General features: G+C 39.6%; 21 protein-coding genes. 9 read left to right on the top strand and 12 right to left on the bottom strand.

Going from position 1 to position 24,781, the window contains the following annotated elements; genetic code table 11:
• Window positions 1-9: 9 nt before the first annotated feature.
• The 4 genes from AACU25_RS30530 to AACU25_RS30545 all read right to left on the bottom strand — a co-directional run bounded on the left by AACU25_RS30530 (window position 10) and on the right by AACU25_RS30545 (window position 7,079).
• Entirely contained in the window at window positions 10-579 is a 570-nt protein-coding gene (locus tag AACU25_RS30530) for a DUF11 domain-containing protein (protein WP_096582090.1), read from the bottom strand.
• A gap of 164 nt (window positions 580-743) precedes the next feature.
• Window positions 744-3,365: a beta strand repeat-containing protein gene (locus tag AACU25_RS30535; RefSeq protein ID WP_096582092.1), complete on the bottom strand. Its 2,622-nt coding sequence runs from the start codon at window positions 3,363-3,365 to the stop codon at window positions 744-746.
• Window positions 3,366-4,801: 1,436 nt separating this feature from the next.
• Window positions 4,802-5,497, bottom strand: coding sequence for a potassium channel family protein (locus tag AACU25_RS30540; protein WP_045868075.1), 696 nt, complete (start codon window positions 5,495-5,497; stop codon window positions 4,802-4,804).
• Window positions 5,498-5,744: 247 nt separating this feature from the next.
• Entirely contained in the window at window positions 5,745-7,079 is a 1,335-nt protein-coding gene (locus tag AACU25_RS30545; protein ID WP_096582094.1) for a TrkH family potassium uptake protein, read from the bottom strand.
• Between the two features lie 243 nt (window positions 7,080-7,322).
• Here AACU25_RS30545 and AACU25_RS30550 point away from each other — a divergent pair, with 243 nt between their 5' ends.
• The 7 genes from AACU25_RS30550 (at window position 7,323) to AACU25_RS30580 (ending at window position 14,777) form a co-directional block, all read left to right on the top strand.
• Window positions 7,323-8,165, top strand: a complete 843-nt coding sequence (locus AACU25_RS30550; protein ID WP_096582096.1) for a methyltransferase domain-containing protein — start codon at window positions 7,323-7,325, stop codon at window positions 8,163-8,165.
• 155 nt (window positions 8,166-8,320) lie between these two features.
• The gene (locus AACU25_RS30555; protein WP_096582098.1) at window positions 8,321-9,253 is read left to right on the top strand and encodes a homogentisate phytyltransferase; all 933 of its coding nucleotides are present in this window, start codon (window positions 8,321-8,323) and stop codon (window positions 9,251-9,253) included.
• A 4-nt stretch (window positions 9,254-9,257) separates the two neighbouring features.
• Window positions 9,258-9,725: a tetratricopeptide repeat protein gene (locus AACU25_RS30560; protein ID WP_096582100.1), complete on the top strand. Its 468-nt coding sequence runs from the start codon at window positions 9,258-9,260 to the stop codon at window positions 9,723-9,725.
• Window positions 9,726-10,375: 650 nt separating this feature from the next.
• A complete protein-coding gene (locus AACU25_RS30565) occupies window positions 10,376-11,401 on the top strand; it encodes a tetratricopeptide repeat protein (RefSeq protein ID WP_096582102.1) in 1,026 nt (341 codons plus the stop codon).
• A gap of 102 nt (window positions 11,402-11,503) precedes the next feature.
• The gene (cobA, locus tag AACU25_RS30570; RefSeq protein WP_096582104.1) at window positions 11,504-13,084 is read left to right on the top strand and encodes a uroporphyrinogen-III C-methyltransferase; all 1,581 of its coding nucleotides are present in this window, start codon (window positions 11,504-11,506) and stop codon (window positions 13,082-13,084) included.
• 121 nt (window positions 13,085-13,205) lie between these two features.
• Window positions 13,206-13,802 (top strand): dephospho-CoA kinase, encoded by a 597-nt coding sequence (gene coaE, locus AACU25_RS30575; RefSeq protein WP_096582106.1) that lies wholly within the window; start codon window positions 13,206-13,208, stop codon window positions 13,800-13,802.
• A gap of 648 nt (window positions 13,803-14,450) precedes the next feature.
• Complete coding sequence (locus tag AACU25_RS30580; protein WP_096582108.1) at window positions 14,451-14,777, top strand: hypothetical protein; 327 nt, start codon at window positions 14,451-14,453, stop codon at window positions 14,775-14,777.
• Between the two features lie 87 nt (window positions 14,778-14,864).
• On the opposite strand, the gene AACU25_RS30585 is transcribed toward AACU25_RS30580, so the two are convergent.
• The 8 genes from AACU25_RS30585 to AACU25_RS30620 all read right to left on the bottom strand — a co-directional run bounded on the left by AACU25_RS30585 (window position 14,865) and on the right by AACU25_RS30620 (window position 21,905).
• Entirely contained in the window at window positions 14,865-16,268 is a 1,404-nt protein-coding gene (locus AACU25_RS30585; RefSeq protein ID WP_096582110.1) for a hypothetical protein, read from the bottom strand.
• Window positions 16,269-16,616: 348 nt separating this feature from the next.
• Window positions 16,617-18,011 carry a TldD/PmbA family protein gene (locus tag AACU25_RS30590; RefSeq protein WP_096582112.1) on the bottom strand — a complete coding sequence of 465 codons (1,395 nt, stop codon included), beginning with the start codon at window positions 18,009-18,011 and terminating at the stop codon, window positions 16,617-16,619.
• A 169-nt stretch (window positions 18,012-18,180) separates the two neighbouring features.
• Window positions 18,181-18,426: a DUF1902 domain-containing protein gene (locus AACU25_RS30595; RefSeq protein WP_096582114.1), complete on the bottom strand. Its 246-nt coding sequence runs from the start codon at window positions 18,424-18,426 to the stop codon at window positions 18,181-18,183.
• A gap of 62 nt (window positions 18,427-18,488) precedes the next feature.
• Window positions 18,489-18,911: a hypothetical protein gene (locus AACU25_RS30600; protein ID WP_096582116.1), complete on the bottom strand. Its 423-nt coding sequence runs from the start codon at window positions 18,909-18,911 to the stop codon at window positions 18,489-18,491.
• Window positions 18,912-18,995: 84 nt separating this feature from the next.
• Window positions 18,996-19,256, bottom strand: a complete 261-nt coding sequence (locus AACU25_RS30605; protein ID WP_096582118.1) for a MoaD/ThiS family protein — start codon at window positions 19,254-19,256, stop codon at window positions 18,996-18,998.
• A gap of 440 nt (window positions 19,257-19,696) precedes the next feature.
• On the bottom strand, window positions 19,697-20,335 hold the full coding sequence (locus tag AACU25_RS30610) for a J domain-containing protein (protein WP_096582120.1): 639 nt from the start codon (window positions 20,333-20,335) through the stop codon (window positions 19,697-19,699).
• A gap of 214 nt (window positions 20,336-20,549) precedes the next feature.
• Window positions 20,550-21,143 (bottom strand): ATP-dependent Clp protease proteolytic subunit, encoded by a 594-nt coding sequence (locus AACU25_RS30615; RefSeq protein WP_045868061.1) that lies wholly within the window; start codon window positions 21,141-21,143, stop codon window positions 20,550-20,552.
• Window positions 21,144-21,242: 99 nt separating this feature from the next.
• Window positions 21,243-21,905 (bottom strand): ATP-dependent Clp protease proteolytic subunit, encoded by a 663-nt coding sequence (locus AACU25_RS30620; RefSeq protein ID WP_045868060.1) that lies wholly within the window; start codon window positions 21,903-21,905, stop codon window positions 21,243-21,245.
• Between the two features lie 340 nt (window positions 21,906-22,245).
• Here AACU25_RS30620 and AACU25_RS30625 point away from each other — a divergent pair, with 340 nt between their 5' ends.
• Both AACU25_RS30625 and AACU25_RS30630 read left to right on the top strand, forming a co-directional pair.
• Complete coding sequence (locus AACU25_RS30625) at window positions 22,246-23,502, top strand: vWA domain-containing protein (RefSeq protein WP_096582122.1); 1,257 nt, start codon at window positions 22,246-22,248, stop codon at window positions 23,500-23,502.
• The gene (locus AACU25_RS30630; RefSeq protein WP_096582124.1) at window positions 23,499-24,779 is read left to right on the top strand and encodes a vWA domain-containing protein; all 1,281 of its coding nucleotides are present in this window, start codon (window positions 23,499-23,501) and stop codon (window positions 24,777-24,779) included. The genes AACU25_RS30625 and AACU25_RS30630 overlap by 4 nt, the downstream gene beginning before the upstream one ends.
• Window positions 24,780-24,781 lie beyond the last annotated feature (2 nt).

Raw genomic sequence — 24,781 nt, forward strand, 5'->3', positions numbered from 1 at the left:
TCCCTTTTATTAACGTACTTGCACTTGATAAGATGCTTTGACTATTGACTTTGCACCTACGGATGGTAGTTTTAAACGGATATGAGTGTAAGCATTGGCTGGAGCAGATTGCGTTTCCACTTTGCCATTGGGTAGGGTAATTTTGACAGTGGGATTTTCTACAAAGCTGCGTCCATCATCAATGCTGTAAGTAATTTTGGCTTCTGGATTAGCATCCACACTTGCAGATTTCAGCACATAAACCATTCCTTTGGGAATGGGTTGATTGAGAGTGAGATTCTTCACGGGATGAGCATTTTTATTTTCGCTACTCAACGTGTAGCGCAGTACATCTCCTGGTTGGACTACAGCTTGACCTTTTAAAGCTTGCCATTTTTTGGTTTGCTTACCCTGCTGATCCTTCTCAATTACTTGCTTTTCTGCATCTAGGCGCAACTGCACTTGACCTTGATATTTGGTATTTTGTGCGATCGCACTTCCCGATTGCCAAATATTTGCTACTCCTGGTATTTGGTTTACAAAGGGAATTGTCGCAATTAAAGCGATCGCTCCCACACCTGCAATAGAAATACGCTTCATGTCAATAAACCTCAGAATATTTTCAGATGTTGATAAGTGATTTATTTTTCCCTACTGATGCTAGAAAATTGTTCTAGTGGTCTATTTCATTAATTTTTCTAAGTCCGTAGTCATGACTACGGACTTGTTAACCCCTCTTCCTTAGAAAAGAGGGGTGAAAGGTTCTAGTTAACCCGACGTTGGAAGGTAAATGTTCTTTGCTCTTGCGGTATAACATTACCGTTAGCAGTATCTACATACTTGGTAACATCTGTCGCTTGAGTGCTTCCAGTTTGGTTACCAGATGGGAAGAATTGGATGGTTCCACTCGCAGAATCCACAGCCTGCGGGTTAGTTATATTACTAGTATCAATGATACCGTTACCATCATTGTCTACTGCCCAATTATTGGGAGATGCTGTACCATCTTCAGTAATTACGACGTTGCCAGCATTCAAGACCACATTACCAGCACCAGCTTGGACATTGGAAATATTTGTGTATCGAATCTGATATTCAATAATATTTCCAGGTGCAGGATTTCTGGGTACATCAGCAACGTTAGAATTTGGATCGATATCTACACCGTTGGCATTTGTGTACTTCGGTGTACTTTCAAAGTCATCCTGACCTGCACCTACTGCTGGCCCACTTCCTTGTAAGATTCGTGAAACTTTGACTAATTTGAGGAAGCCAGTATATACCCGGTCAATAGTGACGTTAGTGGATGTATTTGCACCAACAGTAATAGTGGCTTGAATCGGTACAGGGTAACCAAATTCTGCATCATTTGCATAATCTGTCAAAGTATCAGTTGACAGCTTGGTACCGGTTGGTAGATTAACTTCTAAACCATAGCTAGTAGATGCACCCGGTGCAACGTTGGAGATTGTAATTGCCGTACCACTAGTCAGGGTAAAACCAGAACCTTGAGTATAAGTATAAACTGCAGAATTACTACCAAAGGTAACAGTTGCTGTTGTACCAGTCGGTAAGTCTAAAGGATTGGCTGGTGTGATTGGTGTAAGCGTGATGTTACCTGTTCCTGTACCAGTGTTCTGTAATGTGTTGGTGAAACCTACTGGTGAGGGGTCAATTTTACTACCAGGTAATGTGTTGGCAGGAATTAAAGAAGATTTATTGGTAAAGTCAGTTGCAGTTGTACCATCTGGCCCAGTTGCACCAGGTGCATTTAAAGGCCCATTCAGTACAGATGCAGCTGTAGCAGCTTGAATTTGGAAGGTATTAACTTCACCACCAGGGCCAGCACCAGTGTTGTCATTACTTGCATCAACACCTTGTGTAGTCGGGTCAGCAACACCATTAGTAACGGTATTATTCACTGCTGTGGCGCTATCAGGTAGGCCATCATTATTGAGATCTGTACCAGCAGGAGGTGTCATACTACCTACAGGCCCGTCGTAGTTACTGGGATTTTGGTCACCAGATTCATCGTACACAGGTAAACCACCATTAGGTGTTTGACCAAATACTTGCGCGATGTTGTTGATAGATAAAGTTGCTGGTGTACCGACAACACCTAATTTAATTGAGAAACCTGTCAAAGTAGTATTTACAGGAATATTATCAGCAGCTACTAAAGTCTCTTTGACAAAACCCACACGTGTTACAGATGCTAAGGTATCAGCACCTTGTAAAGTACCGCCTGCTTGGAAGGTTTTCCACTGTACTGATGTACCATCATTCGCCTTAGTTGAACCAATAGCTGTAGTGCTGTAAACTGCTTTCCAACCTGCAGGCGCTGTTGGTGCTGCTTTTAAGACTGTACCTGCAGGAATATCATCAGAAATTAAGATGTAATTTTTGGTGGTATTGCCATCTACGCTGATACCTGTAGTACCTGCTAGCGGATTTGGAGTAATACCTAAACCAGTTACATCATTGCCTTCAACCCTGACGCTCAAATTATAGGTAACACTATCATCTGAGAGATTGGCAGGTGTTGGTGTTCCAGGGGCTGCATCATTATCTACGTAAGCGCCACGAGTTTTCAATAATGTTGCTAAGGCTAGATTCTTCTGGACAGCACCAACTTTAATTTCTTGGATGTCGCTAGCTTCACGAGTTCCATTGACTGGTGCGCCAGAGATTTCACCAGGAGTACCATCTGCGTTATCTACGGTGTAAACGTCACCACCGTTAATATTACTGCCTATGCGTTCTACGTTCTGAGCATTACCTGGTGTGTTACCTAGGGTAACTGTAATCAGGTCACCTGTATTGGCACCGGCTTGGACGGTAACTGGTACACGTACTAATACAGTACCGTTAACTGGAACTGAAGGTGTGACGACCTCAGCAGCATTGAAGTTAAGCCAGGTTGTACCACCATCAGTACTATATTGCAGTTCTCCACTAGTGGTACTACCAGGAAGCGTGCCAGAAACAGTACCAGGCCCAGTTGTGGTTGCTAAATTAGGAATCCGGAATCTGGTGGGATCGTTACCTACGTTCTTGACTTCGTATGTGTAAATAATTAAATCACCGACCTTAACAGGATCAGCAGGAGTCTGATCTTCTGGTACGCCCTTAGGTGCTAAGGTAATACCTGCAACTTCTGCCACTGTCACAGTTACAGTGTTAGAGGTTGCATTAATAGTTGTTCCTGGATTGTTGGGATCTTCGTAAGTTGCGGTTGCTGTGTTGCTGATTGATTGACCAGCAGCTGTCCCTTCAGCTAATACAGGTGTAACAAACTGGAAAATGCCGTTAGCCAATAATACTGTTGCTACCAAAGAACGGTAGAACTTTGAAGGCTGTTTGATAAATCTCTTGGTTTTTGGCATGATAGAGGTGTATATATTCAATCGAATTCTTTCCTGCTGAAACACGCAGGATTTTTTTTAGCCATTCATCTGGCAATTGCCAAGTTAAATTAGCCTAAAACTTTACAGTCTTAGGAAGCTTATTTGCTCAGTTCAATTACTCATCGAACTCCAAAATTTTTCCAGTATAGGTTTAAAGACATCTTTTTCATCTTAAGCAGTATTAATTCTTGAACGCCAAGACTTTTATGCATCAGAAAGACTTCTTATTTGTTTGCACTGCTTAACTCATTGGGTAATTAGAAATCTAGCTTGTTTTGTGGAAAAAAAACTTCCGTATAAATAAGGAATTATTACTTTTAATCGACGAAATTATCAATTGTTTTTTGTTTTTATTTCTTCAAATAAAAATACTATATTTAAATACTTTAGTAGCATATATAAAGTTCTGTCAGTGGTAATTTAATGCTGCATACACTGTTAGTCTAAATATTTGTAATATCAATAAATTGCTGGTTATTCAGTAACCGTAACAATAACTTTAAAAAACCATGAATATTGTTAAGTTATCTTATGTTCATGCGAGAAATTAAAATTTCAACTAGAAAAGGTTTGGCTTGTATCATATAGTTGGAGAACTTAAAAAGTAAGTTGTTATAGCATCACAGACTGATTATTAGCTTTAAAAATTAACGATTTTAAGAAATAAATTAGGTAATTTCAAGATTAATTCGGTTAAATATCTATAATCTGCGTTTATTTCTCATTTAATCGCTATTTGCTGTTATAAAAGTCATATTTACTACATATTAGGGTATCCAAATTAAGAAATCAGCAAGTATAAATTTACAGGTTATTTTGTTATTTACTAACTTAAACCTGAAAAATGAGGAAAATCTGAGGCTGATGGAAATAAGCTACAGGAGTTTGCTTTGATTGCTGAAATGACTCTCGTATAAAAGGAACAGGTACAACAGTGAATGGTAAGCAGAAGGTTTCCACGCTACTTACTACAACCGGGGAACATATCCCCATGTGCAACTGCTGTAATTTACAGGAGAACTCGCAGAGTATCCGGGGGGTGATAGAGAAGAAGGTATAAAGATATACCGAGTTTTTCAAAAACTTGTGCAAGTTAAGAAAACTTTCCAGATGGAATTTTACCCTGTGGATTTTGCGTACTGCTACGTATGAAGTTGTCTACAACAATTGCAATTAGGCTTTTTAACTAAAGATAACATGATTGTGGAGCAATAAGCATTTATGAAAATTTTTTACCCACTAAAATATTACTAATTTACTAAATAGCAATTAATTAAATTACTATTTGGCAATGCAGTTTTAATATTCAATAAGTTAAATTCTCATTTGCAGCCAACTTGATATTTGCTTGCTAATACGCTGATATTGTAGAGTAACTATTCAAGTCCAGTCTGCTGAAATATTTGATAGTTTACTCAAATTGGCAAGCGATTGATATCTTTGTTGTGACCAATTACTACCATCGCAGAACCACGTTCTAAACGTTTGGTGGGTTCTGGATTAATGATAAATTTACCATCTTGGCTGACTGCAATTAAATTTAAGCCATAGCGATTACGCAATTGCAACTCTGTGATGGTTTTGGCATGAAATTCGTCAGGTACAATCAATTCGACAATACTGTTGTCTGGATCGAGGTCAAAGCGTTCTAGGATTGATGGTTTAGTAAGTGTACGTGCAAGGGCGCATCCTGCTTCGTATTCTGGAAATACTACATGATCTGCTCCCACTCGTTTTAATAGCTTTTGGTGAACTTCGCTAGAAGCTTTGGCTACTACATGAGGTACGCCCCCTTCTTTGACATTTAAGGTAGTAATAATACTTTCTTGAATATAATTACCGATGGCTACGATTACAGTATCAAATTCAAAAATGCCGGCTTCTTTAAGTGCTGCTGGTTCTGTGGAGTCTAGCTGTAATGCATGACCAACTATACGCTCTGTAAGTGCTTCAGATACTCGCTTTTCATCTATATCTGTTGCCAATACTTCATAACCTAATCTATGCAATGTAGAGGATACAGAGCGACCAAAGCGACCTAAACCAATGACTGCAAATTGGTGGTTGTCTTTACGTAAACTGCGAAAAAAGTTTAAGGCTGAAAGATTCACAATTACTATCCTTTATTAGTACACCCTTTGTTGATGGCGAAAAATTTATACTGGCTTAAGTAAGTCAGTATATTTTGAAGTTGTTTTATGAGGACAGACAAGATGCCCACCTAATAATGTTCTTGTTGCTCAACGATAAATTTAATTGGTCACAGATTCAAGCATCGATTTTTAATTGGTAGTGTAAATTGTAGCAGTTTGTGTAGTAGCTACTAGGATGAAATATTGACCTATCTATTGACTTCAATTATCCCACTAGTAGATTTTCTTCAGGGTAGTGAATTCTGGTAGGGCGAGGGTCTCCCAGGATAGCAGACATGAGGAGCAATACACCAACTCTTCCAATATACATTGTGGCAATTAAGACTAGTTTGGCGGCGGTGGAAACAGTTGCAGTAATACCTGTTGAAAGCCCGACTGTTGCAAATGCAGATACTACTTCAAATAAAATTTGAATGAAATCTAACTTTGGATCTGTGAGGGAAATTAAAACGGTCGATAAAATTACAGTAGCTACAGAGCCAACTAACACACCTACAGCTTTGAGAATTAGAGAGATAGCTATCTTGCGCTCATATAATAAAACTTCTTCTTTGCCTTGGAGAATCGATTGAGTGCAACTGGTGAGAACTCTTAAAGTTGTAGTTTTGATACCGCCACCTGTACCACCAGGGCTAGCACCAATAAACATCAGTGCAATTGTGATAAATAAACCAGCAGTGGTCATTTTGCCAATATCGATGGTATTAAAGCCAGCTGTTCTAGGTGTTACCGATTGGAACCAAGCTAATAAAAATTTGTCACGTAAATTCATGCCTCCAAAGGTTTCTGGATTTCTGAACTCGATAGCTAAAAAGGCAATAGTCCCGATAAATAATAGTATTAAAGTTGTACTAGTGGCAACTTTAAAGTCGAGAGAAAATATTTGGTTTTTTGTTTTCTTTTGGATGCGATCACGTAACCAAAAGTACATTTCTAAAATTACCTGGTAGCCAATCCCACCAAAGATAATTAAGCCTGAAACGGTAAATACTACTAGAGCTGATGTCTGATAGCCAATTAAGTTATCTTTGAAAAGGCTAAAACCTGCATTATTCCAAGAATTTATACTATGGAAAATTGCTAACCATAGTCCTTGATCTAAACCGTAAGTAGGGACAAATGCTGGTAGTAGTAAGAATACACCCGTGAGTTCAAAAATTAAGGTAGTGGCAATAATAGAGCGAATGACTTGGTTACTACCACTCATTCCTGGTCGGTCTAAAGCTTGTTGAATTGCGATTTTGTCTCTTAAGTCAAATTTGCGCCCAATGAGCAAAATTAAAAAGGTGGTGGTTGTCATGTAGCCCAAACCACCAATCTGAACCAATAGCAAAATAAAGAATTGACCCCAAAAGGAAAAATAAGTCCCAGGATCAACTACCGATAAACCAGTTACACAAACTGCGGATGTTGAGGTGAACAGCGCCACAATTGGATCGTTCCAATTACCACTAGCAGTGGAAAAAGGCATCATCAGTAGGAGAGTACCTACTGTAATGACTGCCAAAAATCCTAAGCAAATTGTTCGGGCAACAGTCATAAATAATTTACAATTCCAAATTCCAAATGAAAAAATCCTCAATTACTGAGAATTCTGGTGGCTGACTGTATCAATTCCCATATCTTACAGCCGTTCACGGTGCATTTAATTATTTGTACTCACAGGTATAAATGGGCTTCCCCCTCCTTGGAACCAAAAATACCCTTCTTTAATTAAAAACACACATGGTAGCCTACGAGTAGGTTTATTTCAGTTCTGCTTTTTCATAACACTGCTTTCTTCATGAGCACAACACTGTACCAACAAATTCAGCAATTTTACGATGCTTCCTCTGGTCTTTGGGAAGAGATTTGGGGCGAACATATGCATCATGGCTATTACGGGCCAGACGGTACTGAGAAAAAAGACCGTCGTCAGGCGCAAATTGATTTAATTGAGGAATTACTCCATTGGGCAGAAGTAGAAACAGCAGAGAATATTTTGGATGTAGGCTGTGGTATTGGTGGGAGTTCGCTATACCTGGCAGAAAAGTTTGATGCTAAGGCGACAGGAATCACTCTCAGTCCAGTACAGGCGAATAGGGCTACCGAACGCGCCCAAAAGCTAAATTTGAGTGATAGAAGTCAATTTTTGGTCGCAGATGCTCAAGAAATGCCTTTTGCTGACAATAGCTTTGACTTAGTTTGGTCTTTGGAAAGTGGCGAACATATGCCCAATAAAATCAAGTTTCTACAAGAGTGCTACCGAGTGCTGAAACCTGGTGGAAAGTTGATTATGGTGACTTGGTGTCATCGCCCAATTGATAATGCACCACTGACCGACGATGAACGTAAGCACTTACATGATATTTATCAAGTGTATTGTTTACCCTACGTAATTTCACTGCCAGAATATGCTGCGATCGCTAATCAAATTTCCTTAAAAAATATTCGCACGGCTGATTGGTCACAAGCTGTAGCCCCATTTTGGGATTTTGTGATTGATTCAGCATTTACGCCTAAAGCGATTTGGGGGTTATTAACTGCGGGTTGGACTACGATTGTTGGGGCGCTGTCTCTAGGTTTGATGAGTCGAGGCTATCAGCGTGGTTTGATTCGGTTTGGGTTACTGTGCGGGGATAAGTGAGGGAATGGGGGAATGGGGAAATCAGGGGGAAGCAATGACTTTTGAGTGTAGACGCGATTAATCGCGTCTATACAAGTTTTGATTTCCGCATTGCGGTACTAGTTGTTTGTTCACCCAAGATTCTATATTGAAGATTTGGCATCGAAAAATTATTTATGAATCAGTATTCTGGGCAAAAGCCTTTTGGTGTTTGGGGTCGTTGGCTTGATGCTTTTTGGCAATTTTCTCGTCCACACACAATTATTGGTACGAGTTTGAGTGTGTTGGCTTTGTATTTAATTGCTGTGGCTGTGGGAAATAGCAATTATGCTTTTTCTGCTGTTTTAGCAACTTGGTTTGCTTGTTTGTGCGGCAATGTTTATATTGTGGGGTTGAATCAACTAGAAGATATTGAAATAGATAAGATTAATAAGCCGCATTTACCACTAGCATCAGGGGATTTTTCTAAAAAACAGGGACAGATAATTGTGGCGATTACTGGTATTTTGGCGCTAGTCATTGCTGCACTATCTGGGCCATTTCTGCTTGGCATGGTGGCTATTAGTTTGGCAATTGGTACTGCTTATTCTTTACCACCAATTCGCTTGAAGCGGTTTCCCTTTTGGGCTGCTTTCTGTATTTTTTCGGTGCGGGGAACAATTGTTAATTTAGGGCTATTTTTGCACTTTAGTTGGTTAGCACACAAGAATACCTCAATTCCCGCTACAGTCTGGGTGCTAACAGTATTTATTTTGGTGTTTACATTTGCGATCGCAATTTTTAAAGATGTGCCCGATATGGAAGGTGATCGCTTGTACAATATCAGAACTTTGACTATCCATCTAGGGCCGCAAACCGTATTTAATATAGCGCTTGGGGTACTCACTATCTGTTATGTGGGTATGATTTTAGTGGGTGTGTTGCGTTTAGCCTCGGTTAATATACTATTTTTGGTAATTACCCATCTAGTAGTGCTGTGTGTTCTGTGGGTGCGGAGTTTAGGAGTGGACTTGCAAGAAAAAAGTGCGATCGCTCAATTTTACCAATTTATCTGGAAACTGTTTTTTATCGAATATTTGATTTTCCCGATCGCCTGTCTTTTGGCTTAAAAAAATGCTCAATAATTTTCATACCATTGATATCTTTGCTATTGTTTTAGTAGCTTCTAGCATTGCTCTACTAATTTATTTTGCTGTCAAAACTTTGATTACATCGAATTTATTTCAAAAAGGTGTCAATCTTTATCAGCAGCAAGACTATCAAGGCGCAGAAGCTGCTTTTCGCCAAGTAATTGCTCGTAATACCACTAATGATATGGTGCGCTTACTGTTAGGAGATACCTTAAATCAGCAAGGTAAAATTGTAGAATCAAAAGAATGGTTTGAAGATGTAATTCTTCGCAGTCCGAAAAATCCCCAAGCTTACTTGCGTCTAGCAAATGTGTTGATGCAGCAAGAACAACGAGAAGCAGCTAAGGCTAATTTGCAAATAGCGCAAGATTTATTGCAAAAACAACGTCAACCAGAAAAGGCTGAGAAAGTTGCTCAGGTTTTAGAAAAAATGAATGCTAAATCCAAGTAGTAATTACTAATTCGTAATTCGTAATTCGTAATTCGTAATTCGTAATTCGTAATTCGTAGTTAGTAATTCGTAATGCTTGCGTGGGGTGAGAAGTAAGCTAAGTAATTTTTCGGTTTAATTTACAGCGTATTTCAGGTAAATGAAGTACATCGTTAGGGGCACAAAATTTTGTGCCTCTATTATTATCTATTTATAGGAAAAAGCTAGGTTCAAAACCTCACCCCTGCTGGGCGAAAAAATCCTTATTTCTTAAGGTAAGTAGAAACCCCACCTCCTTGTGGGTGGCTGTATTTAATTTTGAATTTTGAATTGATTCTTAGGGGGTATAACCCATCAGACTAATCTATTTTTCATCCATACAATATATATACGTGCAGCAATTTTTCCTAGGATAGGAAATCGTACCAATTCAACAATATTTGGCATACATTAATTATCTTTAGGGGCGCACATCTGTACGCCCCTAATCATTTATTTGTCAAATTCATTTTTTATATTGGGTAAGATACTAAAAACATCGACTTAAAAGTATAAAAATCTATATTTAGTGAAAGATATACAAAATTAAATTTATATAAAGTTTTTATGGGAAAAATTGTTTGTGAGATACACAGGATAAGCTGAACTAGAATGTAGGTAAAGTAGTAAAAATGTTAAATATCAAAACTTTGCTGCCTGCGGTAATTATAGGCTTATGTTTTACCCAGACAACTGTTGTATTAGCAACGGATTTAGATAGGAGTTTAGCAAAATTGCAGAACTCATATCAAACAAAAGCAATTAAGAATAAAGCCGCGATCGCTAGCTTAGAAAAGGCAATTAATCTCTATATTCAAGGAGATTTACAAGGTGCAGAAACGGCTTTTCGGAAAGTGATTGAACTGGAACCCAACTATGCCAAAGCCTATATTGGATTAGGAAATGTTCTCGACGATCGCGGTAAAACTAAAGAAGCGATCGCTAGTTATCAAACAGCTATTAGTATTGATGCTAACGACGCTGAAGCTTATTTAAATCTGGGTTTGACGTTGACAAAGCTTGATCGTTTAGATGAAGCGATCGCAGAATATCAACAAGCGATTCGGCTTGCGCCTGATGACGCTGAGGCTCATTATCGGCTAGGCAATGCTCTATATAATCAAGGAAAATTGGCAGCAGCATCAGCCCATTATCAAGAAACTATTCGCTTGGAACCGAAAAACCCGGCAGGTTATGCAGCTTTGGGAAATGCTTTGTACGATCAAGGTAAAACGCAAGCAGCGATCGCCCAATATCAACAAGCGCTTAAAATCGATCCGCAATATGCAGCAGCACACTATTATTTAGGTAGTGCTTTCCAAGATCAAGGTAAGCTGGAAGAGGCTGTGGTGGAATATACAGCAGCTATAAACCTCAAGCCGCAAAATTCTTTTGGATACAGCCTTTTAGGAAATGCTCTGTCTGATCAAGGTAAGATTCCAGAAGCGATCGCTCAGTACAAAAAGGCGCTGAGTTTAGATCCGAACTCTGCATTCGCTTATTATAATTTGGGTGTGTCTCTCAGCAGACAAGACCAACGAGATGAAGCGGTTGCTAATCTACAAAAAGCTAGAGAGTTATTTCAATCTCAGCATAATCAAGAAATGGTTGAGCGTATTGAGCAATTGCTGCAAAAGATTAACTCTCAAATTAATTGATTTCAATTTTACACACCAGATTTTTGGTATTGCGGCGTTGATTTAGCTGCAAAATCTGTAAGAGTAATTTAAAGGAAATCATATCAGTAAAAAATCTCAGCCATGATTGATGCAATGGGTAAAGTTTACCTTGTCGGTGCTGGGCCAGGAGATGTGGCATACCTCACGGTAAAAGCTTACAATCTTTTGCAGCAAGCTCAGGTATTGGTATACGATGCCCTAGTAGATGAGCAACTGTTGCAATGTGTACCGCCTGATTGTTTAAAGGTAGATGTCGGTAAACGTGGTGGTAAACCCAGCACCAGCCAAGCTGAGATTAACAAGTTATTAGTTAACTACTGTCAGCAAGGGAAACGAGTTGTCAGACTCAAGTCAGGCGATCCGTTTATTTTTGGACGCTGTACTGCGGAAATTGAAGCTTTGAAAGCTGCTGGTTGTGCATTTGCAGTGGTACCAGGAATTTCTTCGGCTTTAGCTGCGCCTTTACTTGCAGCTATTCCCTTGACAGATCCAGTTTTAAGCCGTTGTTTTGCGGTGTTAACAGCCCATGAACCAGAGGCTTTAGATTGGGAAGCACTGTCACGGCTGGAAACTTTAGTTATATTGATGGGTGGACAGCATCTTGCAGAGATTGTACATCGGCTAATCAAGCAAGGGCGATCGCGTCTGACACCAATTGCGATTATTCGCTGGGCTGGTACTCCCAATCAAGAAATTTGGGTAGCCCAACTGGGTAATATTCTCGAACAGACGGCTGGCTTATCTCTTTCGCCTGTGGTGATAGTAATTGGTGAGGTGGTGGGGCTACGCAATTACTTACAACCTGAGACAATATCTTCAGAGAATTTAACTTTAGCCCAAACTTTCAGCCCTTCTCCTATGTCAGGCAACTCTCAGCTTCCTCTTTGTGGTAAAACAATTTTAGTCACCCGTGCAGTTGGACAGTCAAGCCAATTTTGCGATCGCCTCACCGCCGTAGGTGCTACTGTAATTGAAATGCCTACTTTAGAAATTGGCCCCCCTTCGAGTTGGGAAGCTTTAGATCATGCGATCGCTAATTTACCTCAATTCGACTGGTTAATTCTCACATCTACCAATGGTGTAGACTACTTTTTTGATAGATTAACCGCACAAGGCAAAGATGCACGTACTTTAGCCAATACCAAAATAGCTGTCGTTGGCGAAAAAACTGCCCAAAGTCTCAAACAACGCGGTTTGCAACCCGATTTTATTCCCCCTAATTTTGTTGCAGATTCTTTAGTAGAAAACTTCCCGGAGAATCTAGCGGGGAAAAAGGTGTTATTTCCTAGAGTGGAAAGCGGCGGTAGAGAAGTTTTAGTGAAGGAATTAACTGCTAAAAATGCAGAAGTCATAGAAGTTGCAGCATATCAGTCTTGCTGTCCTAGTACTATTCCCCAAGCAGCCGAATTAGCTCTGCAAAATCACTCAGTAGATATAATTACTTTTGCCAGTTCTAAAACTGTACAGTTTTTCTGCCAACTAATTAATAGTAGATTCACCAATCACTCAGATATCTTAGCAGGTGTTTGTATTGCTTCCATTGGCCCTCAAACCTCAAAAACTTGTCATGCTTTAATCGGACGAGTAGATGTAGAAGCAGAAGAATATACTTTAGATGGCTTAACTCAAGCTTTAATTAATTGGGCAAAAAATAGGGATTAGGGATTGGGGACTAGGTAATCGGTAATTGGTAATTGGTAATGGGAAGATATAGAATACCAATCCTAAACACCAAATACCAAACCACACGATAAAACGACAAAACAACATGAATAAATGACAAATGAACAAACGGATTATTGGCTTAACTGGAGGTATTGCTACAGGTAAAAGTACTGTCGCTAATTACTTAGCTAGTGCTTACAATCTACCAATATTAGATGCAGATATTTATGCTAGAGATGCGGTGTCTGTCGGTTCACCGATTTTGAGTGCGATCGCTCAACGTTATGGCTCAGAGATTTTACTACCAGATGGTAACTTGAACCGCCAAAAGCTAGGCGAAATTATTTTTCATCGTCCAGAGGAACGTCATTGGGTAGAGAGTTTGATTCATCCGTATGTAGGCGATCGCTTCCTCCAAGAAATTGCGGAATCCTCTGCACCAACAATAGTATTAGTCATACCTCTGCTGTTTGAAGCGAACATGACTAATTTAGTTACAGAAATTTGGGTAGTGTATTGTTCAGAGTCACAGCAAATGCAAAGATTAATACAAAGAAATCATTTAAGTGAGGAACAGGCACAAGCCAGAATACTTAGTCAAATGTCAATTCAAGAAAAAAGGACTTTCGCGGATTACGTATTAGATAATTCATATTCTGTAGAATTATTACTTAAGCACGTAGATGAGGCACTGAAAGCAAATAGCTCCAAATAGAAGATTTTTGTTGTTTAAAATACATGCGATCGCTAGTGCAAAAATATTAGATACTGGCCGATTAATTAATCGGCCAATATCCTACATAAGAAACTTAAATATCAATCAAATCCACACAATATTTTCGTAATTTTACAGTAGACGGCGAGATTACTATTAATGTAGACTATTTATTAAGAGCGCATTCTATATTAAGGGTAGATAATTAACTAGTTACAGATTGGCTACTTCTGGTTTCCATAATTTATGGAGCATTAGTATCACAATAGTGTATATTGTGACACGTTAAAATATATGCCCTGATTTACTTTTGAGAAAAATAATTCTAAATAATAATATAGAATTATTTTTTGCCTTGTTAAAAAATGCTAATTGTTTTTTAGTTTACATTTTTATAGGGTGCAGATAAAACTTGGGTTAGATATTCCTTGGCTTAATTAGAGGTTAAGGTTTATCCAAAAAAATAAACAAGACTAACTAAACTATATGGGGTAATTTCTGCCACTTATAGGATATTGTTTTGTTTGTAATTCGAGAAATTTCAAGGTTATTCCCTAATTAGATTTCACACACAATCTTCTCTCGGCTTAGTGTTCTAAAACCTTGTTACGACCCTCGTTATCAAAGTAACCTTGCGGAGAACTCACTATGTCTCTTATTAAAACAGGTCTTAATTTCAGCTTCAGTTTAGTAAGTGGGTTCTTACCAATGCTTGTTATATTAAATGAATCAAAACAAAAGCATAAAATACACGATTATAGTAAATTAGTCCGTGGTAGAGACTATGTCTTTGATCAATTACACGGAGGCTTAGGGGGCTACATGACTGGTACAGGAAAAGGTATTAAACCCAGTGATTACATTCTGTTGCAATCTGGCTCTAACCCTTATCAATATCAAGTTGAAGAAATTGATTATTACTCAAATCCATCTGATATGTGGATAGCTTTAGTGAAGCAAGTTAAATTGGACTGAAATTTGAGTTAATTAAGAATTTTTTATAAAATTCAGTAGATAGCCGAATTATTTCATAATTCGGCTATCTTATTAGTTATGCATCATTTATTCCAGATTTACGAGAAAGTGTGCAATTAAGGTATTCCTTTCATAGGAAAGTAAATAAAGATGCAAAAGATTGGGGTTATCTTTATCTAGATGCATAATTGAACCATCAACCCCTAATTGATGATGATTAATCCATCTATTTTGAGCATCAACCAAAAAGCTAAAAAAGGGACTTTCATCTGGATGATTCTTTTGTAAATCTTCGTAGCTTTGGAAAAATGGAGGTAAGCTAATACCCAATGGCATAGATAAGCCTTTGGTATAATCCGATATTGCCAACTTCGGCAAATCTTTGAGATTTATACCGCCAATAAACAATCTGTTTTTTTCACCTGTCTTGGTATCCCTAAACAGTAACTCGATTTCTTGTACAGTTGACTGACTATTAGTCGGCTTAATATTCCGCAAGGTTGCTTTTTCAAATTTACCGATTCTCCAGTACTGGGTATTCCAAGGTTGTTCGGGATGATAAAATCCTGGGCTACGGAAAGTAGCAAATTGAATTTCTTGCTGATTGCTATAAAAATCTCTCCAAGTTGTGAGGTTTTTTGTGAGTGTGGTGCGTACTTTTCTACTCTGTTCTCCCGATGATATGATCTTTTCATCAAGCGGGAAATTAGTTAAGACTACCTTTTCATCAATTACATTTCTAAGTAGATTATTCTTAATAATTGCACCGCTTGGTTCTTGCCAATGTTCTAATCTCCACCAATAATCCCAATAAGAAATTTTATTGGCATTTTCAAATATATTTTTATAATGCCCTATGGGAAAATCAAACCAACCTTGATAGTAAAGGGTTTTATTGCTATCTTCTTTAGTGAAAAGGGCAATCTCCCAAAAACCAGCATTTAAGCAATTGTTGGTTAAGGCGATTTCAGTAAGATTTTGTTGTTCAAAACCATCACCACCACTGATTTCGATATTTTCTGAGTTAGCAGGAAAAGTTACCTGTTGTCGGTTCCATTCACGCTCAATCAAAGTAATTAATGCTAAATCTTTATCTTTTTTGAGCCATTCTGGTGTCTTGGGTACTAAGAGTTTTAGGTCAATATTTTTAATGACTATCTTCGCTGTGGTTTCGTTTTTTGGTTCTAGTACAAAATCAAAGTGAGTATCATCTCTCTTGATAATAGTTAACTGGCGGTTAGAATATCTTTGATAGTTTTTGCTCAATAATGCTGGATTTGCTGGATACTCAGCATTAGATAATTCTTGGAGTTTGGCTACCATTTTATTGGCAACTTTATATCTGTTGTAAAACCAGAAACTACCTAAACTTATAGAAACCAAAAACAAAATTAAGCTAGTAAATACAATTCTTTTTTTTGTAACTCTTAAACTTAATCTGCTCAGTAGGGTAATACTGGCGTTGCTTTGCGTCTTGGAAGCGTTATCCACGATGAAATACCTCTCAAGCTAAATCCTGTTTAACAGCAGAGTAAAACCGTTTTAATTGCCAAATTCCCCTCTGCTAGCTAATGCCAATCAAAACTCAACAGGATTTACGCAAAGCATGACCAATGTCAATAAATTTTCATGAACACAATGTCATGAAAATCATGCTCACTGTTCTTAATGGTACGAACAGCTAAAAATGAGATGTGTTTACCCTATGCTTAAAAGCATAGCTTACAGCTTGCTAATTGGTGCAAGCAAAAATGCTTGTAATGGGTAATTAGTAATTCCTAATTCGTAATTAAAAAGGTACATTTTGAACTGAATTATTAATTACAAATTATGAATTTTTTAAGCTTCACCGCCAACTACTACATCCCGAATTCGCAAACTTGGGCCACCACAACCTACAGGTAAGCCATTTTGTCCACCTTTACCACAACCTCCAGATTCATCCCAGTAAAAATCATCACCAATAGCTTCAATATCAGCTAAAGTTTGGAAAACGTTACCTGAAAGTGTGACATCACGCACAGGTTCAGCAATTTTGCCGTTTCTAATCATCCATGCTTCGCCGGCGCTAAAGGTAAACATTTCGCCATTTGTCATGCCACCTAGCCAATTACGAGCATATACTCCTTCTTTAATGTGGCTAAATAAGTCTGCAACTGGTGTTTTACCCCGTTCAATCCAGGTGTTTGTCATCCGCACAATAGGCATGAAGTGATAATTAAGACAACGTGCATTGCCTGTAGGTGGTTCCTCTAATTTGCCTGCGGTTTCACGAGAATGTAATCTTCCTACCAATACTCCATCTTTAATGAGTTGAGTGGTGGTGGCTGGTGTCCCTTCATCATCGTAAAAATAACTACCACGGTGTCCTGGAGGTGCAGCACCATCAAAAATTTGCAGTTCTTCTGGGCCAAATCGCCGTCCGATGGTCATGACTTCTAACAAATCGGGGTTTTCGTAAGCCATGTCTGCTTCTGAAAGATGCCCAAAAGCTTCATGAACAAACAACCCTGTTAGGATGGGGTCAATGACTACAGTATAAGTATTGCCTTTAACTGAAGGTAGAGATAACGCTGCGATCGCTCTTTGCGCTGCATTCTTAACTTGTGCGTCTAAATGAGTTAAGTCTTCATAGCCTTTGCGAGAACCTGTAGTTTCTCTTCCTGTTTGTACAGTTTCGCCGTTTCTCGCAGTAGCGGCGAAGCGCATTTCCATATCTACCCAAGATTGCTCAATAAATGTTCCTTCTGAGGTAGCCAGGATGATTTTTTGAGAACTATCACCGTAGCGTACCGAAGTAGTACTAATTCGAGGATCAACGCTTTTGAGTAACTCAGAATAGCGATCGCACAATTCCTTTTTCTGAATCAGAGAAATTTTTCGCGGGTCTGTTCCTGTTAGGGGTAGGCTGCATATGGCTTGTATCGGTTCAATGGGGGCTAGTATGGTTTCTTCATCTCCCACCATGCGTGCAGCTGCGATCGCTTCTTCAATCCGTGCTGTAATTGTCGAAAGCTGATTAAAGCAGCTTAGACCCCACCCACCTTTATAACAAGCGCGAATATGTCCACCAATGGAGATACCCTCGCTTAGTGTTTCTACTTTATCACCACGCAATAAGATGTCTGTACCTTCTGCTTCTTCTAGGCGGATCATCAAATAATCTACTTGAGATGAGTAGCGGGCGATTAGGTCAGAAAGCAAATTTTGTGCATCAGCAAGTTTAGTCGGCATTTCCAGGTAGTAAGCATGACGAACTGCATTTATTTTCTAATTATTCGCGCAATTTCTGCTAGTGAGTTCCAAAATTAGTAGTTGTACAAAATTACAGTCTTGGACGCACAGATAAGTACTAACGCAAAATTAAATATACATTTGTCACAGGAGTAAATGACACACTCATCTATGAAGCTACCTCTATCAACTCTTGGCGATGACTGGTTAATTCAAAGGTGATAGAACCTACATAGTCTTGAGGAACAATTTTGTTGAGAATGATCAGTTCTGGAATTATTTCTCGTAACTTTTGCGTCAGAACTTCAATCGTAGAAGCTTCTGTGACTAATCCAGACACATCATCACTAGTTGCAACCCAGACTTGTGCATCTGAGTCCCAAAATGCTTCTACCTTAAATGTGATTTGTGTCATCATTGATTGTTTACAACTTAGTTTCAGTTTAGAACACAGCTAGTTGTCTTAGCTCGCTAGTCTCAAACATACTTCTGGGCTACTTTCCAGTAGCGTGAGAAGCGCTTCAGGTCAATATAGCCGTCGTAATCAAAAAATGGTTCTATCTCTAGCACTTCTATCGCTAAAGAAGATTTCACTGCGTTGCAGATATTAGCAAAGCGGGGACTGGGACTAGTGACTGTCACAACTAAATTGGCATTATGCTCTTGGGCGAAGGTTAAAATTTCTTGAGCAACATTACCACGACGAATTTCTAGAGGTAACTCTAGCAAGCATTCGTAGATAAAGGTGAGGCGTTTGAGGCTGAGTTGCCATTCTTCTATTAAAGCGTCGTCCCAAACCCAAATAGCTGGCACATCAGGGTATTTTTGCAGTGCAGGATTGTAGGGGCTCAGACAGTCTCCATGCACCCAAACAATTGGTTTGTTTTGGTTATTTGTCATTTGTCATTTGTCATTTGTCATTTGGTAATGGGTAATTGGTAATGGGAATTTCTGCCCTTGTCCCCAGTCCCCAATCCCAATCATTTAACCGCCGCTAACTGGAGGAATTAAGACTACTTCATCACCATTTTGCAGAGGGGTATCTGGTTCCACAAATATAAGATTAATCCCATAGCGGGTGATATCTCGAAATTGTTTTAGTTCTGGACGATCGCTAATTAAGCGATCGCATACTGCTTTCACTGGTGTACCGTTGGGAAATTCTAATACTAGTTCTGATGTCCCATACGCTTCTTGATAAGCAGCAAATAGCTTGACGGTTATACTGATTGAAGGATTTGACATAAATAAAATTTATTATTCCCTGGCTATTACATTCAGGGATTATTTACCCAAAGCAACTTTTACCTATTAGGGTGATTGTGTTGGAGGTTACTGTAATTTAAAAACAAAAAATTTGCCTAAAAATATAATACTACAGACTTATGTAAAAATTTCAAATAATCAATGAATAACTGCCAATAAACGCTGATAAACGCCGATAGTATGCAGATAATCCAGGTGAGTATCTAAATAGAACTACCATAATAGGGAAAATCATATATTGCATTAATTAAGTGTGTTAATACAATTTATATAATATCTGAAAAAATCTGATTTTATGACTATAAATCTCATTTTAATAATTACAAAAAGTATGATGCGTTAAGCATTTAGCCTAACGCATCACTAATAATATAAAGATAGTAGATAATTGATTTTTTTGTATTGCTTACCCTAATATCTTAAAAAATCTGATCTAAGCGTTGGAAATCGCGTTGCACCTCATTCCATAAAGCTTTATTATTGGGGTCAGTCTTCAAAGCTTTTTTCAGATAAATTTTGGCTTTTAACACTTGATGTTGATCGATGAGTACTCGTCCCCAAAGTTGATAAGCTATAGCTTGCCACTGGCGAACTTCTGCATCATCTGGTAAACGATCTGCTAAAGCTTCTGCGAGTGCGATCGCTTGGGGAAATCTTTTTTCTTTTAAAAAGCGCTGCAACTGCTCATAAGTCTTCCATTTGAGTCGCTGTTCTATGGCAGTCACGCTGGGTGGCTTTGGCGCAGGTGGTGGCTTTGGCGTTTTTACTGAAGTGGCTGTGGCTTTCTCTTCCTGCTGAGAAGCCGTCTTTGCTGCTGCCTCAGCCTTAGATACTGGCTGTTGACTCGACTTTTGGCCAAAAGTGTCTTCTGGTATTACTACCGTCAACAGGAATTTGTAAGCCTCGGTTAAGGCAATAAACTTTTCTTTAGCTTGGTTGTCATCTGGATTGATATCAGGATGATATTGCTGCGCCAATCGTCTGTAAGACGTTTTGATGTCGGCAAAAGAGGCTCCTGTTCTTAAACCCAATAAACGGTAGCAATCTCCAAGATCCATCTTGAGCTATGAGCTAGCGAATATTCAGCTTAAAGCAAAAAGCTTTAAGTTGAGTTTTTAATAATAAAAAGTAATTTTCTAAGTGTAAGTTCAGTTTTAACAATTTGTCTTGGGTATGGGGCATGGGGCATTGGGCATTGGGGACTGGGTAATGGGTAATTTCCCCTCATCTCCCTCATCTCCCTGCTCCCTGCCCCCTTGCCCCCTGCCTCTATTACGGGCGTTCTTCAATCACGCGGTCAATTAAACCGTATTCTTTCGCTTCGGCGGCAGACATGAAAAAGTCACGATCCATGTCTTTTTCAATTTTGGCTAGAGTCTGACCTGTGTTGTTGGCATAAATCTGATTGAGCTGGTTACGAATCCGCAGAATCTCTCTAGCTTCAATTTCGATATCAGTTGCTTGTCCACGGGTGCCACCAGAAGGTTGGTGAATCATAATCCGTGAATGAGGTAATGCCATGCGTTTGCCCTTGGTTCCAGCTGCCAATAGGAAAGAACCCATAGAAGCAGCTAAACCGACGCAAATTGTTACCACATCAGATTTGATGTGTTGCATGGTATCATATATCGCCAAGCCTGAGGTGACCATACCACCAGGGGAATTGATGTACAAATAAATATCCTTACCTGGATCTTCGGAATCCAGGTATAGCATAACGGCAATAATTTGGTTGGCTATTTCGTCATCAATGTCACGCCCTAAGAAAATAATTCTTTCCCGATACAGGCGATCGTAAATACTGATCCAATCAGTAAACTGACCACCGGGCATCCGGTAAGGAACTTTAGGAACACCTATAGGCATTTTCGCTACTCCGTTTGTAATTAAGTATTTAGTCCAAAGTCCAAAGTCCAAAGTCAAATAATAATGTCTTTTGACCATTGACTCTTGACTCTTGACCCATTAAAGAATGCTTGCAGGTAGAGGTGGATTTGCCAGTTCTTCTTTTTCAAAGACTCGGTCAATCAAACCATATTCCTTGGCTTGATAGGGAGTCATGTAGAAGAGGCGATCCATATCTTTGGTAATTTTTTCTGGGGGTTGTCCGGTGGTGCGATGTATGATGTCAACCATCGAAGCCTTGTTTGCCAAAACTTCCTTCGCCCGAATTTGAATATCCGTTGCTTGTCCTTGGGCGTAGCTCTTGGGCTGATGCAGGATAATGGTGGCGTTGGGTAAACTAGCGCGGCAACCTTTTGTACCGGCACCGAGTAGCATCGCTGCCATACCCATTGCGGAACCGATGCAAATAGTATGGATGGGTGGCTTGATGTATTTCATAGTGTCATAGATAGCGAAGGCTTCGGTTTCAAAGCCAATAGGATCGCCACTATAACCGGATGTACCAGTGGAGTTGATATAAATTTTAATCGGCTTGTCTGGGTCGTCTGATTGTAAATAAAGGAGTTGAGCGACGATCAATTCCGTGACAGCTGGCACCAGTGGCATCCCCAGATAGACAATTCGCTCCTTTAATAAGAGAGAGGGTAAATCTGGCGGCGGTGTCCGGTAAGAGTTATCGCCGTAATAGGGGGCTTGAACAGCCTTGATGGGGGAAATGTCCATAGCAACTGAGCGCCTGAAATTATGCCGTTAACTGTAATACATACTAGCGCGATGCTAGTTATCTTCAAGGTGTGGATTTCTGGCTAATGGCTCATGGGGGTGAGCATCTGCCAATCCTTAGCTTCTAAGATATTCTGAATATAAGCTACTGCGATTTTAAGTTGCATATTTTTTCGTTAAGGTTGTCAAAAATCAAAGCTCAAATTTTTTGAGACCTGTCTCTGTGACTTTTGACATTTCAAAACGTTACAGCTTATAAATCTATTTATTTTCCGTAGCGCTAATGTTACGCTTTGAAGTTATTTATAAATATCTGTATCCTAACTAGGAACTTTGAGTTATGAAAGTTAACTTACAACCGACCCTAAATGATAGTAATTTAGATGCAAATCAAACGAATAGTCAGCGTCAGTTAGCGATTTCCATTTCGGCGATCGCAGAAGTTGTGGATCGCAATGTGCCACTAAATTTATGTTTAATTCTCGATCATAGTGGGTCGATGAATGGGCGACCTTTAGAAACTGTCAAGCAAGCAGCAACTCGTTTGGTTGATAGACTCAAACCAGGCGATCGCCTAACGGTTGTAGTTTTCGATCACCGGGCTAAAGTCCTGATCCCCAATCAAGTTATTGAAGATCCAGAATATATTAAAAGACAAATTAACCGCTTAACTGCTGATGGTGGCACAGCAATTGATGAAGGTTTGCGTTTGGGCATTGAGGAGTTGGCAAAGGGTAAAAAAGATACTGTTTCTCAAGTCTTTTTGTTAACAGATGGTGAAAATGAACATGGCAATAATGATCGCTGTTTGAAATTTGCCCAATTAGCTGCTAATTATAGTTTGACTTTGAACACCTTGGGTTTTGGTGACAACTGGAATCAGGATGTTTTAGAAAAAATTGCCGACGCTGGTTTAGGTACACTTTCTTACATTCAAAAACCCGATCAGGTAGTGGATGAATTCAGCCGCTTGTTCAGCCGCATTCAAACAATTGGCTTGACGAATGCTTATTTACTATTCTCCCTGATGCCAAATGTGCGGCTAGCGGAACTCAAACCCATTGCCCAAGTTTCCCCCGATACAATTGAATTACCCTTGCAACAAGAAGCCGATGGCAGATTTGCTGTGCGCCTGGGAGACTTGATGAAGGATGCAGAACGAGTAATTTTAGCTAATATTTATCTGGGACAATTACCCGAAGGTAAACAAGCGATCGCTAATTTACAAGTCCGCTATGACGATCCAGCTAGTAACCAAGTAGGTTTATTGACACCGAACATCCCAGTGTATGCCAATGTCACCAGAGTTTACCAACCTGCTGCTAATCCCGAAGTGCAACAGTCTATCTTGGCATTAGCGAAGTATCGTCAAACTCAATTAGCAGAAGCCAAATTACAACAAGGCGATCGCGCTGGTGCTGCTACTATGCTACAAACTGCGGCGAAAACTGCTTTGCAGATGGGAGATACAGGTGCAGCCACAGTCTTACAAACTTCCGCCACCAGATTGCAAGCTGGCCAAGAATTATCCGAAAGCGATCGCAAGAAAACTAGAATTGTCTCCAAAACAGTGTTGCAAGATACACCACGCCCATGAAAGTAAAATTACTGTCGGCGCTAAGTGATACTAATATCGATCTGGCTCAATCAAGTAGCCAGCGTCAACTAGGAATTGCGATTTCTGCGATCACGGGGGAATATGATCGCTATCTTCCCCTGAATTTATGCTTGATTCTCGATAAAAGTGGTTCCATGCATGGAAAACCCATCAATACTGTAATTCAAGCAGTCGAGGGATTAGTCGATCAACTCAAAGTTGGCGATCGCATTTCGGTAGTCGCCTTTGCTGGTGCGGCTGAAGTGATTGTACCTAACCAAGAAGTCCAAGACCTAGACAGCATCAAAAAACTGATTAAAAGCAAACTTAACGCTAGCGGTGGGACGGTAATTGCTGATGGTTTAAGCTTGGGAATTACAGAACTGATGAAAGGAACCAAAGGAACTGTTTCCCAGGCGTTTTTACTCACAGATGGACAGGGTGAAAGCAGCTTGAAAATTTGGAAGTGGGAGTTAGGCCCCGATGACAATAAACGCTGTCTGGAACTGGCGCATAAGGCGGCTAAGTTGAACCTGACTCTGAATACTTTGGGATTTGGGACTAATTGGAACCAGGATTTACTCGAAAAAATTGCCGATGCTGGTGGTGGAACTTTAGCTTATATTGAGCATCCAGAACAAGCCGTTGATGAATTTAGCCGTTTATTTAGGCGGATTCAATCTGTAGGCTTAACTAACGCCTATTTGCTATTGTCCTTAATGCCAAATGTGCGGCTAGCAGAACTCAAACCCATCGCCCAAGTTTCCCCAGATACCATTGAGTTACCAGTGCAACAAGAAGCCGATGGACGCTTTGCCGTGCGCTTGGGAGACTTAATGCAAGATGTGGAACGGGTAGTGTTAGCTAATATTTATCTTGGTCAATTACCAGAAGGTAGACAAGAAATCGGGCAAATTCAAATTCGTTACGACGATCCAGCCGGAGATCAACAAGGCTTACTTTCTGCGATCGCACCTGTGTATGCAGATGTGGTGCGAGTTTACCAACCAACAGTTAATCCCCAGGTACAGCAGTCAATTTTGGCATTAGCCAAATATCGCCAAACTCAATTAGCAGAAGCCAAATTGCAACAAGGCGATCGCGTTGGTGCAGCCACAATGTTGCAAACCGCCGCCAAAACCGCCCTGCAAATAGGAGATACAGGTGCAGCCACAGTATTACAAACTTCCGCCACTCGCCTACAAGCTGGGGAAGAACTTTCGGAAGCAGACCGGAAGAAAACTAGAATTGTCTCAAAGACAGTTTTACAAGAATAATT

It is taken from the genome of Tolypothrix tenuis PCC 7101, assembly GCF_963874875.1.
Lineage (GTDB): Bacteria > Cyanobacteriota > Cyanobacteriia > Cyanobacteriales > Nostocaceae > Aulosira > Aulosira tenue.

Bases quoted from the DNA above. Each gene is read 5' to 3' on its own strand.
- AACU25_RS30610 (WP_096582120.1), bottom strand. From the start codon at position 20,335: ATGGATCTTGGAGATTGCTACCGTTTATTGGGTTTAAGAACAGGAGCC.
- AACU25_RS30545 (WP_096582094.1), bottom strand. From the start codon at position 7,079: ATGACTGTTGCCCGAACAATTTGCTTAGGATTTTTGGCAGTCATTACA.
- AACU25_RS30580 (WP_096582108.1), top strand. From the start codon at position 14,451: ATGTCTCTTATTAAAACAGGTCTTAATTTCAGCTTCAGTTTAGTAAGT.
- AACU25_RS30565 (WP_096582102.1), top strand. From the start codon at position 10,376: ATGTTAAATATCAAAACTTTGCTGCCTGCGGTAATTATAGGCTTATGT.
- cobA (WP_096582104.1), top strand. From the start codon at position 11,504: ATGATTGATGCAATGGGTAAAGTTTACCTTGTCGGTGCTGGGCCAGGA.
- AACU25_RS30530 (WP_096582090.1), bottom strand. From the start codon at position 579: ATGAAGCGTATTTCTATTGCAGGTGTGGGAGCGATCGCTTTAATTGCG.
- AACU25_RS30625 (WP_096582122.1), top strand. From the start codon at position 22,246: ATGAAAGTTAACTTACAACCGACCCTAAATGATAGTAATTTAGATGCA.
- AACU25_RS30595 (WP_096582114.1), bottom strand. From the start codon at position 18,426: ATGACACAAATCACATTTAAGGTAGAAGCATTTTGGGACTCAGATGCA.
- AACU25_RS30560 (WP_096582100.1), top strand. From the start codon at position 9,258: ATGCTCAATAATTTTCATACCATTGATATCTTTGCTATTGTTTTAGTA.
- AACU25_RS30590 (WP_096582112.1), bottom strand. From the start codon at position 18,011: ATGCCGACTAAACTTGCTGATGCACAAAATTTGCTTTCTGACCTAATC.
- AACU25_RS30600 (WP_096582116.1), bottom strand. From the start codon at position 18,911: ATGACAAATAACCAAAACAAACCAATTGTTTGGGTGCATGGAGACTGT.
- AACU25_RS30605 (WP_096582118.1), bottom strand. From the start codon at position 19,256: ATGTCAAATCCTTCAATCAGTATAACCGTCAAGCTATTTGCTGCTTAT.
- AACU25_RS30615 (WP_045868061.1), bottom strand. From the start codon at position 21,143: ATGCCTATAGGTGTTCCTAAAGTTCCTTACCGGATGCCCGGTGGTCAG.
- AACU25_RS30550 (WP_096582096.1), top strand. From the start codon at position 7,323: ATGAGCACAACACTGTACCAACAAATTCAGCAATTTTACGATGCTTCC.
- AACU25_RS30630 (WP_096582124.1), top strand. From the start codon at position 23,499: ATGAAAGTAAAATTACTGTCGGCGCTAAGTGATACTAATATCGATCTG.
- AACU25_RS30555 (WP_096582098.1), top strand. From the start codon at position 8,321: ATGAATCAGTATTCTGGGCAAAAGCCTTTTGGTGTTTGGGGTCGTTGG.
- AACU25_RS30535 (WP_096582092.1), bottom strand. From the start codon at position 3,365: ATGCCAAAAACCAAGAGATTTATCAAACAGCCTTCAAAGTTCTACCGT.
- coaE (WP_096582106.1), top strand. From the start codon at position 13,206: ATGAACAAACGGATTATTGGCTTAACTGGAGGTATTGCTACAGGTAAA.
- AACU25_RS30620 (WP_045868060.1), bottom strand. From the start codon at position 21,905: ATGGACATTTCCCCCATCAAGGCTGTTCAAGCCCCCTATTACGGCGAT.